9 protein-coding genes are annotated in these 19,154 nt (G+C 69.9%); 8 read left to right on the forward strand and 1 reads right to left on the reverse strand.

The annotated features are described in order from the left end of the window. Positions 1-538 (reverse strand): DUF3558 family protein (locus tag GV790_RS25455; protein WP_163816868.1); only part of this gene is annotated, 538 nt, incomplete at its 3' end. A gap of 391 nt (positions 539-929) precedes the next feature. Here GV790_RS25455 and GV790_RS25460 point away from each other — a divergent pair. The 8 genes from GV790_RS25460 (at position 930) to GV790_RS25495 (ending at position 19,149) form a co-directional block, all read left to right on the forward strand. Then, complete coding sequence (locus tag GV790_RS25460; RefSeq protein WP_163816870.1) at positions 930-4,367, forward strand: non-ribosomal peptide synthetase; 3,438 nt, start codon at positions 930-932, stop codon at positions 4,365-4,367. A gap of 55 nt (positions 4,368-4,422) precedes the next feature. Beyond that, a complete protein-coding gene (locus GV790_RS25465; RefSeq protein ID WP_163816872.1) occupies positions 4,423-10,524 on the forward strand; it encodes a non-ribosomal peptide synthetase in 6,102 nt (2,033 codons plus the stop codon). A 14-nt stretch (positions 10,525-10,538) separates the two neighbouring features. Then, positions 10,539-11,297, forward strand: a complete 759-nt coding sequence (locus tag GV790_RS25470) for a thioesterase II family protein (protein ID WP_163816874.1) — start codon at positions 10,539-10,541, stop codon at positions 11,295-11,297. Then, on the forward strand, positions 11,294-12,616 hold the full coding sequence (locus tag GV790_RS25475; protein ID WP_163816876.1) for a beta-ketoacyl [acyl carrier protein] synthase domain-containing protein: 1,323 nt from the start codon (positions 11,294-11,296) through the stop codon (positions 12,614-12,616). Before GV790_RS25470 ends, GV790_RS25475 begins: the two co-directional genes overlap by 4 nt. Then, positions 12,609-15,668: a nocobactin polyketide synthase NbtC gene (nbtC, locus tag GV790_RS25480; RefSeq protein ID WP_163816879.1), complete on the forward strand. Its 3,060-nt coding sequence runs from the start codon at positions 12,609-12,611 to the stop codon at positions 15,666-15,668. Before GV790_RS25475 ends, nbtC begins: the two co-directional genes overlap by 8 nt. A 652-nt stretch (positions 15,669-16,320) precedes the next feature. Next, entirely contained in the window at positions 16,321-17,283 is a 963-nt protein-coding gene (locus GV790_RS25485; protein ID WP_163816882.1) for an ATP-binding cassette domain-containing protein, read from the forward strand. Between the two features lie 280 nt (positions 17,284-17,563). Next, a complete protein-coding gene (locus GV790_RS25490; RefSeq protein WP_256673527.1) occupies positions 17,564-18,388 on the forward strand; it encodes an ABC transporter permease in 825 nt (274 codons plus the stop codon). Beyond that, entirely contained in the window at positions 18,385-19,149 is a 765-nt protein-coding gene (locus tag GV790_RS25495) for an ABC transporter permease (protein ID WP_163816883.1), read from the forward strand. The genes GV790_RS25490 and GV790_RS25495 overlap by 4 nt, the downstream gene beginning before the upstream one ends. Positions 19,150-19,154: the final 5 nt, after the last annotated feature.

Genomic DNA, 19,154 nt, shown 5'->3' on the forward strand with positions numbered 1-19,154 from the left:
GACTCGGTGCCGCGCGGCAGGGTTGGGCAGTAGTCTGGGCGCGTCCGGGGGCGGGGGAGCGGAGGATGACCGTTACTTCGCGGTCGCCACTGTAAGGGGCGGTGATGCTGCAATATTCGGCGTTCTCGCCCGGGTGGGGGAGGAAGACCTGGAAGGGGCGGCCGAATTGCTGCATGAGGCGGCGGGCGGTGGGATCGTCGGGTTGCGGGAATTCCTCGACGCGCTGACGGACCCAGAACATCACGCCGATGCGCTCCACCTCGCCCGCCATCCAGCTGCAACCGTCGGAGTTGTCCAGGTGCTGGCCGGGGGCGAGGCCGGGCTGGCGGATGGGCTGGATACCGGGGACGCCACTCACCCGATCGGCCACGCCCTGCGGGACCAGCGAGCACGGATCCAGACCTTCGAACGCGGGCGGCGCGGGAACCACCTGGGTGCGCGCCGGGAGGGGGGCGGTAGCCGCCGGACCTGCGGTGCCGCCGAGCGTGATCGCCGCGGCGAGCGCGGCGGCAGCGGCAATGAACGCCTTGCGAAGCAACGGTATCCCTTCATCGGCGGCGGGAGTCGCCGTCGGACGCGCCCAGACTACTGCCCAACCCTGCCGCGCGGCACCGAGTCCGGCGGATCATTTCGGCCGAAATCCCCGTGAATCCGATATCGGCGTGGACCGGGGTTTCGGGGCGGTCGCGCTCGGCGCTGGTCAGGCGAGTGCCGACGGTTCGAGGGGTCGGCGCGACGCGAGCCGGGAGGTGCGATCGCGTCCCGCTACGGGGAAGTCGGGCATCGCTGATCAGCGCCGCCACGGCATGATTAGGTTAGCCAAACCACACGGCTAGGGGACGGCCGAACCCATGCGTTACGATGCCTCGGTAGGTTAGGCAAGGCTTGCCTACGGCTTGGTGAGGCTGATCTTGCTGGTGAGGAGTCCGATGCTCGACAAGGCGGAAGTTCGCGAGATTGTGGCGGCGGCGATCGGCGTCCCGCCGGAATCGGTGGGTTACGACGACGATCTCGTCAGCCTCGGCATGCATTCGATGATGCTCATGCAGCTCTCGGCCAAGTGGCGCAAGCGCGGCTATGAGGTTCGCAGCTCCGAACTCGCGCTGGAGCCGACGATCGAGGCGTGGACCCGCATGCTCGGCGGCGGCGCCGCGCAAGCACCCGAACCGGCCCCGCAGCCCGCCGCCCCGGCCGCCCCCACCGACGCCTCGGCGGAATTCGGGCTGGCCACCATGCAGCACGCCTACTGGATGGGCCGCCGCCAGGATCAGCGGCTCGGCGGTGTGGCCGCGCACCTCTACGTCGAATTCGACGGTGCGGGTGTGCAAGCCGATCGCCTCGAACGCGCCGTCGTCCGGCTGGTGCGCCGCCACGAACAATTGCGCGCGCAGTTCCTCGACAGCGGTACCCAGCGGGTGCTGCCGGAGCCGCCGCAGATCTTCCGCGTCGTCGATCTGAGCGGGCACGCCGAGCCCGACGCCGAACTCGAACGCCTGCGTCAGGACAAGAGCCATCAGCGGATGGACGTCGAACGCGGCCAGGTCATCGACATCACCGTCACCCTGCTCCCGGGCGGCAAACACCGCCTGCATCTGGATGTCGACATGCTGGCCGCCGACGCGCAGAGCTACCGCCGCATCCTCGACGATCTGGCCGCCCTCTATGAATCCGATGCCGACGATCTCGCGCCCATCGGCTTCACCTTCCGCGAATATCTCGCCGAGAAAGAGCGCACCGCGCCGGACAACTCCGAAGACGAGAAGTGGTGGGAGAACCGCATTCTCGACTTCCCCGATATTCCCTCGCTGCCGGTGGTCCCGGAAAGCGAGCGCCCCGATCCCTCGCGCAGCATCCGCCTGCACCACTGGTTCGACGCCGAGGCCAAGGCCCGCCTGCACCGCAACGCGCACGGCAACGGCGTCACCCCGGCGGTCGCCCTGGCCACCGTGTTCGCCGAAGCCATCGCGCGCTGGTCGGCGCAGCAGCGGTTCCTGCTGAACGTGCCGCTGTTCGCGCGCCAGCCGCTGCACGACGACATCGACAACGTGGTCGGCGATTTCACCAACTCCGTGCTGGTCGACGTCGACGCCCGGGAACCGGAATCCATGCTGGCGCGCGCCAAGCGGCTCCAGAAGGAACTGCACACCTGCGCCGCGCACGCCGACTACGAGGGTCTCGATGTGCTGCGTGACCTGGGCCGGATGCGTGGCGGTCCGGTGACGCCCTCGGTGGTGTTCACCTCCGGCCTGGACCTGGGTGAGCTGTTCGCCGACCGGGTCACCCGCGTCTTCGGCCGCCCGGTGTGGATCCTGTCGCAGGGCCCGCAGGTGGACCTGGACGCGCAGGTGGCCGAACTCGACGGCGGTCTGCTGGTGAACTGGGACATCCGCCGCGACGCGCTGCCCGAAGGTGTCGCCGAGGCGATGTTCGAGCGGTTCCGCAACACGCTGGACGCGCTGGTCGAGCCGGACGCCGATTGGCACGCGGAGCTGGCCATCGAGCTTCCGGAAAGCCAGCGGGCAGTACGGGAATCGGTCAACAACACCGCGGCCGACCTGGGCGAACGCAACCTGCACGACGCCTTCTTCGCCCATGCCGAGCGCGTCCCGCGCCGGGAGGCGCTGCGCTGGCGCGACGGCTCGTCCACCTATGGCGAGCTGGCGGGCCAGGCCCTGTCGGTGGCAAGGGCGCTCACCGATGCGGGCGTGCGGCCCGGCGATACGGTGGCCGTCATCGTGCCGAAGGGGCACCGCCAGATTCCGGCCGTGCTCGGCGTGCTCGCCGCGGGCGCCACGTACCTGCCGATCGGCACCGGCCAGCCGAAGGCGCGGCGGGAGCGGATCCTGGAACGCGGTGGCGTGCGGGTCGCGCTCATCGACGACGTCATCGAGCTGCCCGCCGAGGTCACCGGCGTGGACCTGAGTACCGCGCTCACCGCCGACCCGCTGCCCGCCCCGCACAGCTCCGCCCCGGACTCGGTGGCCTACGTGCTGTTCACCTCCGGCTCGACCGGCGAACCGAAGGGCGTCGAGGTCGGCCATCGCGCGGCCACCAACACCATCGACGCCATCGCCGCCCACTTCGATCTGGGCAGCGACGATGCCACCATCGGTCTGTCGTCGCTGGAGTTCGACTTGTCGGTGTTCGACATCTTCAGCCCCCTGTCGCTGGGCGGCGCGCTGGTGTGCGTGGACACCGAGACCGAACGCGATGCCCAGGCCTGGGCCGAGCTGATCGCCGACCGCGGCGTCACCGTGCTGAACTGCGCGCCGGGCCTGATCACCATGCTGCTCGACACCGCGACCGCCGAACAGCTGCGTTCACTGCGCGTGGTGATCACCGGCGGCGATCGGGTGAAGGCCGAACTCGGCCACCGGCTGCGCGCGCAGGTCCCCGGCCTGCGCTTCGCCGGCCTCGGCGGCACCACCGAAACCGCCATCCACTCCACCGTCTGCGAGGTCACCGACGCCTTCCCGGCCGACTGGGCCAACGTCCCGTACGGCACCCCGCTGGCGAATGTGCAGCTGCGCGTGGTCAATCAGCGCGGCGAGGACTGCCCGGACTGGGTGGTGGGCGAGCTGTGGATCGGCGGCGTCAGCGTGGCCGACGGCTACCGCGGCGACCGGGATCGGAGCGCGCAGCGTTTCGTCGAACACGACGGCGTGCGCTGGTACCGCACCGGCGATCTGGCCCGCTACCTGCCCGACGGCACCGTCGATTTCCTCGGCCGCGCCGACCATCAGGTGAAGATCCGCGGCTATCGCGTCGAGCTCGGCGAGGTGGAATCCGCGCTGGCCGCGCTGCCCGGCGTGCGGGAAGCGGTGGCGCTGGCGACGGACTCTGGCCGGTTGGTCGCGGCCGTGCACGCCGAGGCGGTGACGGCCGAGTCGATCGAGCAGCAGCTGCGGGACCTGTTGCCCGCGCACATGATTCCCGAGGTCATCCGGGTGCTCGAGGACATCCCGCTGACCGCGAACGGCAAGCTCGACCGGGCCGCGATCCGGCGCCTGCTCAGCAGCGACGACCCGGGTGCCCGCGACACCTACGTGCCGCCGGCCACCGAACTGGAGGCGGCGGTCGAGTACATCACCGCGCAGGTGCTCGGCATCGAACGCATCGGTGTGGAGACCGACTTCTTCGACGTCGGCGGCAATTCGATCCTGGCCACCACCCTCACCGCAAAGATCCGCGGCCTGCTCGGTGTCGAGAGTTTCGGCGTCACCGGCGTGCTGGAGAGCCGCACGGTGCGCGGCATCACCGAACGCCTCCAGGCCACCGAGACCACCGAGGGCCGGCTGGAACAGGTGGCGCGGATCCTGCTGGAACTGGCGCAGGTGAGCGTTCCGGAACCCGCTCCGGCGCGCTGACCTGTACCGGCCATGACGGTCGGTAACCCAACGTACGAGAAATGGTTTGACGTAGATGCGATCGCTGGACGACCTTCAGGAAGCGATGCGGGCCCGGCTCGCGCAGGAGGGCCTGGCCGCCACCCCGGCGGTGCCCGCGCGCCGGGATCCCGAGCGGGCACCGCTGTCGTTCGGGCAGCGCTATGTGTTCGCCCATCAGCAGATCTCGCCCGACAGCACCGCCTACAACCTGTGTCTGGCGCTCACCTTCCATGGCGAGGTGCACTACGACGCTCTGCGGCGCGCGTTCCTGGCCTTGCCGCAGCGGCACGAGGTGCTTCGCACCACGTACCACACCGATGAGCAGGGCGAACCGTACCAGCGCATCCACGCCGAACTCCCGCCGCGCGTGGCCGAACTGGATCTGACCGAGCTCGACCCGGCCGAGACCACCCGCCGCATCGACGAGCTGGTCGCCGCCGCCGCGCACGAGACCTTCGATCTGGCGGCCGAGTCGTCGCTGCGGTTGACATTCCTGCGCGCCGACGCCGAGACCACGGTCGTCATCCTCGTCATCCAGCACATCGCCTGGGACGGGATGACGTTGCCCGCCCTCTCACGCGACGTCGAACGCTTCTACCAGCAGGCTTTGGCCGGCGAACCGCGACCCGAACCGCTGGAGCGGCAGGTCGCCGATTTCGCCGAATGGGAACAGGACCGCTTCGCCGAGGCCGACCACACCGCCGAATCCGAGTTCTGGGCAGCCCAGTTCGACGGCGAGGTACCCGAACTCCAGCTGCCCTATGACCGCAGGCCCGCCGTCGTCACCGAACGCGGCGACCGCATGGACCGGCTGCTGTCCACAAGCGCCGATGCCAACCTGCGCGCCCTCAGCTCCCAGCTGCGCGCCACCCCGTTCCAGGTGTTCCTGGCCGCCTACTACCTCGCGTTGCGCCAGGTCACCGGCCAGTCCGAGGTGGTCGTCGGCACGACGGTCGCCAACCGCGAGGAGTCGGGCAGCGATCTGCTGATCGGCAACCTCAGCAATATGCTGCCGCTGCGCTTCACCGGCGCCGACGCCCGCACCTTCGCCGATCTGGTCGATCATGTGCGCGGGGTAACGACGGAGGCGTTCCGGCACAAGACCTTCCCGCAGGAAGCCATCGTCCGCGCGGTCAACCGCGCCACCGGCAATGTCGGCTCCAAGCTGTTCGACACCATGGTGCTGTTCTTGCAGCAGAAGATCGACGGCCCGCAGCTGCCCGGTGTCAGCACCAGCTGGCACCTGGCCGATCACGGCGCCTCGCTGCTGCCGGTGGCGGTGGAAGCGTTCATGCACGCCGATCGGGTGGACGTGCAGATCACCTACCGCACCGACCTGTTCGACCCGGCCACCATCGAGCGGCTGCACGAATACATCGACCAGATGCTCGCCCACGCCGGCGCCGAGGTCACGCTGAACCGGCTGCTGGTGCTGTCGGACTCCGACCGCGCGAAGCTGGCGGCGTGGACGCCGGGGCCGCGGGTGCCGATCGTCCCGGAAACCGCCGACGCGATGATCCGCGACTCCGCCCGCAACTATCCCGAGCGGGTGGCGGTGGTGTTCGAGGACACCAGCCTCACCTACGCCGAATTCGATTCGTACGTCAATCGTGTGGCCCGGCTGCTGCGCGGGCGCGGGGTGGGCGCCGGCGACCGAGTCGGTGTGTTCGCCGAACGGTCCGAGCACCTGCCCGTCGCGTTCGCCGCGATCCTGCGGGCCGGAGCGGTGTATGTGCCGTTCGATCCGAGCTATCCCGCCGACCGCATCGAGTACATGCTCGGTGACGCCGATCCGGCGCTGATGATCCGCTCGGTGTCCGGCGATCGCGAGCTGCCGGTGCAGAACTCGGTGCCGGTGGTCGATCTTGCCGATCCGGGGGTCCGTGCCGAGCTGGCGGAACTGGACGACGCGCCGCTCGAGATCACCGAACTGGATCGGCCGATCCACCCGCTCGATGCCGCCTACCTGCTCTACACCTCCGGCACCACTGGCCGCCCCAAGGGCGTGATCATCCATCACCGCGGTGTCGCCAACCATGTGCAGTGGATGCGCGACCATCTCGGCTTCGGCGCAGAACGCATCTTGCAGAAGGCGCCGATCGGCTTCGACGTGTCGGTGTTCGAGCTGGTCAACGCGCTGTGCACCGGTTCGGCGACGGTGCTGCCGCATCCGGAGTGGTGGCAGGCCGATGTGGAGGCGCTGGCGGGAATCATCGACCGGCACAAGATCACCCAGATCTCGCTGGTGCCCAGCGTGGTCCGCGCCTTCCTCGATGCGGGCCCCGATCCCGCGCGCCTGCAGTCGATGCGGTTCGTCTACCTCGGCGGCGAGGCCGTGCCCCCGGCGCTGGTGGAGGAGTCGAGCAAGGTGTTCGGCGGCACGGTGCTCGGCCTGTACGGGCCCACCGAGGCGTCGATGGACATCACCCACGAAGACTTCGACGGTGCCCCCGAGCAGGGCCCCGCGCTCATCGGTGTGCCGGAATCCAATTCGACCGTGTACGTGCTCGACGAGCAGCTGCGGCAGGTGCCGACCGGCGTCATCGGTGAGCTGTACCTGGGTGGCGTACAGCTCGCCCGCGGCTATCACCGCAGGCCCGGCCTGAGCGCGGGCACCTTCGTGGCATGCCCGTTCGCCGACGAACCCGGCGCCCGCATGTACCGCACCGGCGATATCGTGCGCTGGAACGCGCGCGGCCGGCTGGAATACCTCGGCCGGGTCGACGATCAGGTCAAGATCCGCGGCCACCGCATCGAACTCGGCGAAGTCGGGGCCGTGCTGCGGCAGGTGCCCGGCATCGTTTCCGCCGCGGTGATCGCCGTCGCCAAGGGCGCCGACGCCGCGCTGGCCGGCTACTACGTCCCCGAACCCGGTTCGACGTTCGAGACCGATCCCGAGGATGAGAACGCGGGCGCCATCCGCGCCTTCCTCGCCGAACGGCTGCCGGACTACATGATCCCGGCCGCGCTCGTGCGGTTGCCCGCGCTGCCGCTGACCGCCAACGGCAAACTCGACCGCAAGGCACTGCCGGTGCCGGATCTCGGTGGTTCCACCGGCCGCGGCCGCGCCCTGCGCGATGACGCGGAAATCGCTGTCGCCGAGGTGGTTCGGCAGGTGCTCGGTATTCCCGAGAGCACCGAACTGGCCGCCGACGACGATTTCCTCGCCCTCGGCGGGGATTCGATCAGCGCCATCCGGATGGCGTCGGCGTTGAAGAAGCGCGGACTGTCCATCACCACCAGCACCCTGTTCGAGGCCCGCACGATCGCCGCGATCGCCGCGGCCACCGAGCCGATCGCCGAATCCGGCGCACCCGAACTGGTGGACGCGGGCGCCGACACCGGCTGGATTCCGCTCGGCCCGATCGCGGCCCTGCTCACCGAGCGTCCCGCGGACACCTACCGCGCCTACAGCCAGGCCACCGCCGTCGTCACCCCGGCCGACGCGACCGCCGACCGGCTGGCAGCGATGCTGCGCGGCCTGGTCGACCGGCATCCGCTGCTGCGCGCCCGAATCGGCACCGACCCGGCAGGCAACACCGCCTACTACGTGCCCGCACCGGGCGAACCGTTCGACTATCCGGCGCTCACCGAGGTCGAACTCGATGCGTCGGACTGGGACCGGGCGGCCGCCGATACCCTCGCCGAGCAGCTGCGCGGCACCGCCGAGGCCATGGATCCCGCCGCGGGCGCGATGTTCGGCGCCGTCTGGGTCCGCACCGCCGACCGGGCGACGGGACGGCTGCTGCTGGTCATCCATCACCTGGTGGTGGACGGCGTGTCCTGGCGCATCATCCACGACGACCTGCGCCAGCTCTGGGCAGGCGAGGAACTCGACGGCACCGGAACCTCGGTGCGCACCTGGAACACCAACCTGGTGCAACTGGCGGGCAGCGAAACCCTCGCCGGTGAGCTGCCCTACTGGCAGACCGTGGCCGCCACCGCTGACCCGCTGCTCGGCGACAGCGCCTTCGACCCGGCCCGCGACACCGTCGCCACCGTGTGCGAGGTGACCACCGAACTCGACGCCGACGACACCACCTTCCTGATGACGACCGCGGCCCAGGCCTTCGGCTGCGATTTCCTCGACATCCAGGTGGCGGCGCTGGCCGTGGCCACCCACCGCTACCGCCGCGCGCACGACCGCGACGGTGCGACCGTCTCGCTCACCATGGAACGGCACGGCCGCGCCGAAACCCTGTTCGCCGGAGCCGATCTCGGCAATACCGTCGGCTGGTTCACCAGCGCCTACCCGGTCGCGCTCGAGGTGGCCGGCTCGGGTGAGCCGGAGATGGTCGCGGCGGTCAAGGCGGTGAAGGAGCAGCTGCTCGCGGTGCCGGAATCCGGTATCGGGTACGGGCTGTTGCGCTGGCTGAACCCGGCGGCGAAGACCGAGTTGCAGTCTCACCCGGCACCGCAGCTCAGCTTCAACTACATGGGCCGTTTCGCGCTCGCGGAGCAGGCCGCGGAATGGGATGCCGCACCCGAATTCGGTTATCTCGGCGGCCATGCCGGGCCAAACCAGCCCGCCGCCGCGCTGCTCGACATCAACACGGTAGCCCTGGTCGAAGGCGATGCTCCCGCCCTGCACGCCTCCTTCCGCTACCCCTCCGGCCCGTTGGCCGAGGAGCAGGTGCGCGAACTCGCCGAGCTGTGGGCGGGTGCGCTGCGCGAACTGGCCAAAGCGGTGCGCGATGATCCGGCGCGCAGGCTCACCCCGAGCGATGTGCTCGCCCACGATGTCACCCAGCTGGACCTGGACCGCTGGCACAACCTCTACGGCGATTACGCCGACGTCTACCCGCTGGCACCGCTGCAGGCCGGTCTGTACTTCACCGCGATCAGCAGTGCCGGGCGCGACGCCTACACCGTGCAGACCACCATCTCGGTCACCGGCGCGCTCGACGTGCCACGACTGGGGCGGGCGCTGGACACCGTGCTCAACCGGTATCCGAATCTGCGGGTGGCGGTCTCGGTATCGCACGCGGGGCAGCCCTACGCCATCGTCGCCGACCGGATGACGTTCGTGACGAGCGAAGTCGACTACCGCGACCGGCCCGACGCCCAGCAGAAGCTGCAGGAATTCCTCGACACCGATCAGGCCGGCCAGTTCGACCTGTCCCGCGGCCCGCTCATGCGCGCCACCGTCGTGCACCTGCCCGAGGACGAGCACATGCTGGTGCTCACCTCGCACCACATCCTCACCGACGGCTGGTCCGGACAGCTGCTGCCGCGCGAGATCTTCGCCGCCTACGCCACCGAGGGCGCCGCCGCACCGCTGGGCAATCCGGGCACCTTCGCCGAATTCCTGCGGCTCACCCAGGCACGGGAGGCCGAGACCGAGGCCGTCTGGTCGAAGTACCTGGACCAGGTGCAGCCGTGCATCGTGGCACCCGGCAGGGAAACCGGCGGCGACGCGGTGCCCGCCGCGCACAGCTTCATGATCGACACCGAAGTCGGTGACAAGCTCACCGCGCTGGCCTCCGAGACCGGCACCACCTTCAGCGCGATCTGCCAGCTGGCCTGGGCCAATGTGCTGCGCTATGTGACCGGCGAGGACGCGACCGTCTTCGGTGAGGTGGTCTCCGGCCGCCCCGCCGAGATCGACGAGATCGATACCGCCATCGGCTGTTTCGTCAACACCGTGCCCGTCGCGATCGCGCTCGACGCCGGCCGCAGCTGGCGCGAGCACCTCGACGAGATGCAGAGCCGCCGCCGCGAACTCATGGAGTTCCACCAGTACCGGCTCACCTCGGCCAACCGCACCGCGGGTGCGCGCAAGCTCTTCGACAGCATGTTCGTCTACCAGTCCTACCCGTCCGGGCGCGACGAGCTCGAACAGCTACTCGGACAAGAGAACCTGGAGCTGGTGTCGTTCTCCGGACGCGGCGCCACCGACAACGCGCTGCTGGTGATGATCTTCCCGCCGGACCTGCTGTTCCCCGGTGACGCGTTGCGCGTGGTCGTCTTCTACGCCGAGGACTCCTTCGAGGCCAACGACGCTCAGATCATCGAAACCGCGTACAGCAACACCTTGCGCGCCATCGCCGAACACCCCGACGGCCTGGTGGGCGCGACCGAAGCAATCGACGACGCCGACCAGGGCATGTTGGTCATGCGGCGGATGTGGCAGTGAGGCAGGAGAAAGTTATGGCAAACACCCCCGGATGGATCCGCAAATTCCACAAGCCGCGCGTCGCGGACGCCCCACCGCTGCTCATCTGCCCGCACGCGGGCGGCGGCGCCTCCACCTACCGGCCGTTCTCCAAGGCGCTGAGCGCGAACTTCGACGTGGTGCTGTTCCAGTACCCCGGCAGGCAGGACCGCGCCGCCGAAACCCCCAAGGAGACGCTGCCGGAGACGGCCGCCGCCGCCTTCGACGAGTTCTCCCGCTCCACGCTCAACCGCGGTGAACCCATCACCGTGTTCGGCCACAGCATGGGCTCGGTGGTCGCGTTCGAATTCACCCGGCTGGCCGAGGCCGCGGGGATCCCGGTGCGCATGCTCGGGGTGTCGGGTGCGGTGGCGCCGTGGATGTGCGCCGATATGCCGCCGCACCCCACCGAGGATGAGCAGCTGCTCGATCACGTTTCCGGGCTGGAGGGCACCGGCGCCGAGGTGATGGGCAACCGGGAGCTGATGCGGATGGCGCTGCCCGCGCTCAAGGCCGATTACGCCGCCTTCGACCGTTACACCTGCGGCAAGGACGTGGTGCTCGACACCAGGATCCACGCGATGGGCGGCAGCGACGACGACTACGTCGGCATGGGCGATCTGTACGCCTGGCAGGAGCACACCAGGCAGCCGCTCGAGGTCACCATGTTCGACGGCGGGCATTTCTACCTGCACAACCAGGTCGCGGGCATTGCCGAAGTGCTGTCCGCCGAACCGGTTTCGGTGTCGCGGTGAGCGCCGTCGAGGATCACATCGTCATCGCCGGGATGGCGGTGGAGGCACCCGGTGGCGTGGACACCCTGGCGCGCTATTGGTCGGCGCTGGCCGACGCCGAAGACCTGATCGGCCCGTTCCCGCGTGATCGCGGCTGGCCGATCACCGAACTGCTGTCCCTGTCCGCGGCGAACGAGGGCTGGAGCCCGGTGCGCGATGCGGGCGGATTTCTCACCGGTGCCGCCGAATTCGATGCCGCCTTCTTCGGGATCTCGCCCCGCGAGGCCGTCGCGATGGACCCGCAGCAGCGGGTCGGCATGCGCGTGGCGTGGCGAGCGCTGGAGAATGCGGGCATCAACCCGGCGAGCCTGGCAGGTACCGAGGTCGGCGTCTTCATGGGTGCCTCGTTCACCGAGTACGGGCCGCACGCCGCCCAGGTCAACGAGCACACCGGATACCGCGCCACCGGCGCCGCGCTCGGCGCCGTCGCGGGCCGGATCTCGCACGGCCTCGGCCTGGTGGGACCGTCGATGACGGTGGACACCGCCTGCGCGTCGTCGCTGTCGGCGCTGCATCTGGCGGCCGCCGCCATCCGCAACGACGACTGCGAATGGGCGCTCGCCGGCGGGGTCTGCGTGCTCGGCTCGCCTGCGGGTTTCTACGAATTCTCCAAGGCCAACGCGCTGTCGACGGACGGCCAGTGCAAGCCGTACTCGGCCGCAGCCTCCGGCACGCTGTGGGGCGAAGGCGCCGGTGTGGTCGTGGTGGAACGCGAATCGCGAGCCCGCGAACTCGGCCATCGCGTCTACGGCCGGGTCCTCGGCACCGCCGTCAACCACAACGGCAAGGGCGCGCCGATCGCCGTGCCCAGTACCGACGCGCAAGAGCAGTTGATCCGCAAAGCGGTGTCGCGCTCCGGAATTCCCGCCGACGCCGTCGGCTTGGTGGAGGGGCACGGCACCGGCACCGCGGTCGGCGATCCCAAGGAACTCATTGCCCTGCAACGCGTCTACGGCGCCGGCGATCCGGCCGCACCGGGTCCGCTGCTCGGTTCGGTGAAATCGAATCTCGGCCACGCCCAGGCCGCGGCGGGCATGCTCGGCCTGATCAAGGTGCTGCTCGCGGGGCTGCACGGGCAGATCCCGCCGTCGCGGTTCGCCGACAACCCGACCACCGAGGTGGACTGGTCCGCCTCGACCCTGCGCCTTGCCGACAAGTTGCAGGACTGGCAGCCGCGCGACGGCGTGCGGTACGGGGCGGTGTCGTCGTTCGGCGTCGCGGGCACCAATGCGCACGCGGTGCTCGCCATGCCGGTGCCGGAAGAGGAGAACCATGTCTAGCCATCGTCTTCCGGACGGAACCATTCCGGTCCTGCTGTCCTCGGACACCGACGAATCGCTGCGCCGCGAAGCCGCCGCGATCCTCGACTACGTCGACGCCCGGCCCGCGCTCACTCCCGACCAGGTCGCCGCCCAGTTGCTGCGCACCCGTGTCCCGCGCCGGCGCCGGGCACTGGCCATGGTCACCGACCGCGATCAGCTGCTCGCGGCCCTGCGCGCGGTCGCCGCGGGCGAACCGCATCCGGCCGTCGTCACCTCGGGCGCCCCGGCGAGACCGCGCAAGATCGCCTATGTCTTTCCCGGACAGGGCAGTCAACGGCCGGGCATGGGACGGATGTTCTACGAGCATTCGCCGGTGTTCCGCGCCGCGGTGGACGAATGCGAGGCCGTCTTCCAGGAGCTGTTCGGCATCTCGCCGCTGACCTACCTGCTCGACGGCGGCGACGCAGTGGACGAGGTGACCATCGTCCAGCCCGCGCTGTTCATGCAGATGATCGGCCTGGCCGCGATCTGGCGGGCGGTCGGTGTGGAACCGGCGGCGACGGTCGGGCACAGCCAGGGCGAGATCGCCGCAGCGGTGGTGTCGGGGGTCATCTCGCTGGCCGACGGCGTCCGGGTGGTCACGCTGCGCGCGCAGCTGGTCGAGGAACTGTGCCCGGAGGGCGGCACCGATGGGCAGTACTCGATGGCCGTGCTCGGCGTCGACCGCGACGAATGCGAGGCGCTGATCGCGCGCAGTTCCGCGTGGGCCGAGCTGTCGGTGGTGAACTCCGCCCATGTGCTGGCAATCTCCGGTGAGCGCGAGGCCGTGGTGAACATGGTGCAGACGCTCAACGACGAGGGCACCTTCGCCAAAGAGATCCGGGTGGCCTATCCGGCGCACACCTCCTACGTCAGCAAGTTCCGGTCGGAATTCTGCGACGGCATGGCCGACAAGCTGGATCGTCCGACATTCCAGGAAACCTCGATCGACTGCATCGGCGCCACGCTCGGCGCGCCCATCACCCCCGACCTACCGGTCGGTGACTACTGGTTCTGGAACCTGCGCAATCGGGTGCGGTTCGACCTGGCCATCATCGACGCCGCCGAACGCGGAATCGACACCTTCATCGAGATCGCCGACCATCCCGCGCTGATGATCGCCATCATGGAGAACCTGAGCCAGGTGCCCGGCGACCGCGAGTTCCAGCCCATCGGCACCTCCCGCCGTTCGGCCGAGGATCTCGCCGAGTTCACCCGGAACCTGGCCGCCATCGCGGTCGGTGATCTCGACTTCGACTGGGACGGGCTGCGTATCGCGGGCGCGAACGAGCGCCCGCCGTTGCCGCTGCTGGATTTCCCGAACACCGAGATGAACTCCAAGCCCATGTGGGCGCCGTTCGACTACCCCGAACCGGAGACCGAACCCGCGGCGGTCCCCACCCGGCTGGTGGAGCAGTGGGTGCGGCTGGAAAAGCGCACGCTGGTGCCGCCGCGCACACTCACTCTGATCGACCCGACCGGACGCTGCGGCGAGCTGGCCGAGGCGGTACGGGCGGGCGCGGCCCGGCAGGGCGCCAAGATCGTCGACGCGCCGGCGGCCTTCGACACCGCCGTGGTGCTGCTGCCGCCACCGCCCGACGGCACCACCGAGTCCGCTGTCGCCGAGCTGGCCGCCTTCGCCAACCTGGGCTGGTTGCCCGAACTCGACGGGGTGGCCGACATCTGGCTGGTCACCCGCGGCGGTGAAGCCGTGACCGGCGACGAGCAGCCCGATCTGTTCCAGGCCGCCGCGCAGGCCGGATTCCGTTGCCTGGCACCCGAACACCTCGGCGTGCGATTCCGGCACGTCGATCTGGCGCCCGGTGCGGACGCCGCGGCCTCGGCCAAGGCGCTGCTCGGCGCGGTGCACACGGCGGGCGAACCCGAACTCGCCATCCGCGAGGGCGGCGTCTACGGTAAACGGCTCACCGTCGACGAGGGCACCGCACTCGATCCCGGCACGCCGCGCGAGATCGTGATCGCCGGCGGCACCGGCAAACTCGGCCTCGATATCTGCGAACGCTTCGCCCGCGCCGGAGCCGGGCGCATCACGCTGATCAGCCGGTCCGGCGGCAATGCCGAGGCCCGCGCGCGCATCGCCGAACTGCGCGCACTCGGCGGCACCGACATCGTGGTCCGCACCGGTGACGTCACCGACGCCGACTCGGTGCGGGCGCTGGCCGCCGACCACGGTGCCGCACCGGTGGACCTGCTGGTGCACGCCACCGTCGACTACGGCGCCGCCGCAGCCGAACTCACCCCCGAGACCGTGCGCGCGGCCGCCGCCGCCAAGCTCGGCGCCCTCGACAACCTGGTGCGTGCACTGCCACTGGCCGAGGACGGCCGGGTGCTGCTGTGCTCCTCGCTCTCGGCCACCATCGGCGGGCGCGGGCATCTGCTCTACGCCGCCGTCAACCGGATGCTCGACGCCGCCGCGGCCCGGCTGCGCGCCGAGGGCATCGCCTGCTCGTCGGTGCAGTGGGGCCTGTGGCGTGAAGTCGGCGCCGATCAGGCCGATGCGCTGGCACAGATCAGCGGCACCGGGCTGTACCCGATGGACGTCGACGCGTCGATCGCGGCGGGATTCACCGAAGCAGCCGCGAACGCGCTCGTGGTGGCCGCGGATTGGGGCCGGGTCGCGACGCTGTTCGAGGTGTTCGGGTTCGGGCCGCTGTTCGATCAGGTGCGGGAGCTGGCGCCGCCGGTGCTGCCCGAGGCGCGGAAAACCGCCCGCCCTGCGGCAGAACCGGCCGTCGAAACCCGGGTCGCCGTGGCCGAGCCGGCACCCGAAGCAGCGCCGGCGAGTGGTGGCGACACCGCCGAACGCGTGCGGTTCGCGCTGCGGTCGGTGATGGGCATGGACGCCACCGAAACCATCGACGGCTCAACGCCATTGGTCGCGCTCGGGCTCGACTCGCTTCAGGCCCTCGACCTGCGCAAGCGCATCGAATCGGATCTGCAGCGCGACGTACCCGTCACCGCGATTCTCGGCGGCGCATCCTTGGACGAGGTGGTATCGCTGCTCGGCTGAGCGGCGCGGAATGAGTAACAAGCGATGAGGGAATGGGAGTCCGCTGACCGGAGGTCAGAGGCGGCGACCGGACCACCGTTCGGCCCGGCACAGCCGCCGGAAACCGCGCAACGGCGAGTCGTGACGCACGGGCGACGTAGCGGCGGCCGGCCCACCGCGGCCGGCGCACTACGGCAGGTTTGCCGCGGCAGGCGCGCTACGGCAGGTTTGCCGCGGCCGGCGCGCTACGGCTGGTTCGCCGCGGCCGGCGCGCTACGGCTGGTTCGCCGCGGCCGGCGCGCTACGGCTGGTTCGACACGGCCGGCGCACTACGGCTGGTTCGACACGGCCAGCGCACTACGGCTGGTTCGACACGGCCAGCGCACCACGGCCAGCGCACCACGGCCAGCGCACCACGGCCAGCGCACCACGACCGGTTCGCCACGGCCGGTTCGCCGATATGGCCGAACTGAACAAGTGCATGCGCGCGGTTCGGCGGCGGCGATCGGGCTGCGCGGTGGGACGACGAGGAATCTGCCGCGATGGTGCGGCCGGCGCCATGAGTCCAAGAGCTACGTCGACATGGCCCGGATGACCCGCTCGCGCTGCAGGTTCGCAGGGCATGAGCACCAGAGAGCAACGCAGGGGAGTGAACTCCAGAATGGAGCGGCAAGTGTCAGGATCGGATGCGGCGATCGTCGTCGACGGCGTCGAGAAGTCCTTCGGCGAGGTGAAAGCCTTGCGCGGCATCAGCTTCGGTGTGCCGGCGGGCAGTGTGCTCGGCGTGCTCGGGCCCAATGGTGCCGGGAAGACCACGACGGTCTCCGTGCTGTCGACCCTGGTCAAACCCGACGCCGGTCGGGCGAACGTGGCCGGGTTCGATGTGGTCACCCAGGCCGAGCGGGTGCGTGAGTCGATCATGCTCACCGGCCAGTACGCCGCGCTGGACGAGACGCTCACCGGCCGGGAGAACCTGGTGCTGTTCGGCCGGTTGATGGGCCTGCGCCGCAAGGCGGCCCGGCAGCGCGCCGACGAACTGCTGGAACGCTTCACCCTCACCGAGGCGGCCGACCGCCGGGTCGGGCAGTACTCCGGCGGTATGCGCCGCCGCATCGACATCGCCTGCGGCCTGGTGCGATCCCCGCGCGTGGTGTTCCTTGACGAGCCGACCACCGGACTCGACCCGGTCAGCAGGCAGAACCTGTGGACGCTGGTGCGCGAGTTGAAGCAGCAGGGCGTCACCATCCTGCTCACCACCCAGTACCTCGAAGAGGCCGACGCCCTCAGCGACAACATCATCGTCGTCGACAAGGGCACGGTGATCGCCGAAGGCACCGCCGACGAACTCAAGGCGCGTTCGGGCTCGAGCTACTGCGAGGTCGTCCCGGTCGACGCAGGCGATGTGCCCGCCGTAGTCGCCGCTCTCAGCGAGCTGGGCGCCTGCACTGTCGCCGAATCCGCCGACCGGGTGTCGCTGCCCGCCCCGGACGGTGCCGTGACGCTGTCGGAGGCGCTGAACCGGATCACCGCCGCGAATATCGAACTCATCGATATCGCGCTGCGCCGCCCGTCGCTGGACGAGGTGTTCATCCAGTTGACCAAGCCGGCCGATGCCGTCGTCGAGGTCTCGGCATGATCGCGGGACAGATAGCGCCGGAATCGCGGGTGCCTGAGGTGGACCGCGCCGCCGGCTGTGGCGGCCACCGCGTGATCGGGATCAGCGCGGCTTCAGTGACGCCTGGGGTCGCAGCGGTCGTCCACGCCCGTAGCGGTGTGCATCACGCCCGGCCCCGGCCGGCGACGAAGGCCGAGTCCACCAGCCTGGCGCCGAACGCTGGCTCGAATGCATTCCTCCGGGAACTGAAATTGCGTGGCCGCACAGCCGGGGCGAACGAGCAGCGTGTGGAGGTGGCGGCATGAGCCAGGGCATCGCCGAGCACGCGCCGATCGGGGCCGCGGCGCCGAGTGTGCGCGACGAGGTTGCGGCGCTGCGAGTTCCACCGGGCCTGCAATGGAGCGCGTTGAGCGAGCGCGGCATCCGCGCCGCCATCCGTGAGGGCGATCTGATCCTCGGGTTCGCCTCGCCGCTGGTTTTCTTCGTCTGCTTCTATGTGCCGCTGCGCAAGTCGATGGAAGCCGTCGGCATCGATTACGCGCAGTACCTGCTGCCGTTGATCGTGGTGCAGTCGATGTTCTTCACCTCGATGTTCGCCGGCGACCGGGCCGCGCGTGAGGTCGCGGGCGGGATGGGGACTCGATTGCGGGCCATGCCGGTGCGGGCGTGGGTGCCGCCGTCGGCGCGGATGTCGGCGAATCTGGTGCGCGCGCTGTCGGCGCTGATCGGTGCGCTGGTGATCGGCACGATCTTCGGATTCCGGTTCCATGGTGTGGGACCGGCAGTGGTGTTCGTGGCGGTCGCGCTGGCGTTCGGCGCGGCACTGGTGGTGGCCGCCGATGCGCTCGGCACCTTCACCGCCAATCCCGAACTCGGCGCGACGGTGCTGTTCGCGCCGCAACTGCTGCTGGTGATGATGTCCACCGGTTTCGTTCCGGCGGAGGGTTTTCCCGGCTGGATCCAGCCGTTCGTCCGCAATCAGCCGGTCTCCCAGGTGACCGATGCGCTGCGCGGGCTGGCCGACGGCCGGTTCACCTCCGAGTTGACAGTGGCGAGCATCTGGATCGCGGGCATGCTGGTGTTCGCCGCGGTCGTGTCGGTGTGGGTGGAAAGGAAGCGCCGGTGAACGCGCTGATCGATCAGAGCCTGGTGGAGACCGGGCGGCTGCTGCGCCGCTGGAGCCGTCAGCAGGAGGTGCTGACCAGCACGCTGGTGCTGCCGATCCTGTTGCTGCTCATGTACAAACTGGTGCTCGGCAAAACCCTCGGCGCGGTGGGCGGGGTGGAACCGATCTACGGTTTCGTGCCGATGATCGCCGTCGCCGGCGCCATGTACGGCGCGATGGGCACCGGCATGTCGCTGTTCGGGGAGCGCGAAAGCGGGCTGCTGCGCCGCTTCTGGGTGCTGCCGGTGCATCGCGGCGCCGGACTCATCGGCCGCCTGCTCGCCGAATGCGTGCGCGCCCTCGCCGCCACCGTCGTGGTGATCGCGGTCGGCCTGCTGCTCGGCCTGCGCTTCCAGAACGGCTGGACCGGAGTGTTCGGCGTACTCGCGGTGCCGGTGATCGTGATCGCCGGGTTCACCCCGCTGGTCGTCATGGTCGGCGTCAGCCGCATCGGCGGCCAGGTCACCCAGATCTTCGCCATCGTCGTGCTCGTCGGCATGTTCTTCAACTCCGGCTTCGTCGCCGTGCAGAACTACCCCGGCTGGCTCCAGCCCATCGTCGCGGGCCAGCCCATGAGCTGCGCCATCGAAGCCATGCGCGGCTTCCTCCTCGGCGGCCCGATAGCCACCCCGCTACTCCAGACCATCGCCTGGTCGGCCGGCCTGATCGTCGTCTTCGGCGGCCTCGCGGTGCGTGGGTACCGCAAGGCCGCCGAGAGCTGAGCCGA

The organism is Nocardia cyriacigeorgica (assembly GCF_010858045.1).
Classification (GTDB): Bacteria; Actinomycetota; Actinomycetes; order Mycobacteriales; family Mycobacteriaceae; genus Nocardia; species Nocardia cyriacigeorgica_E.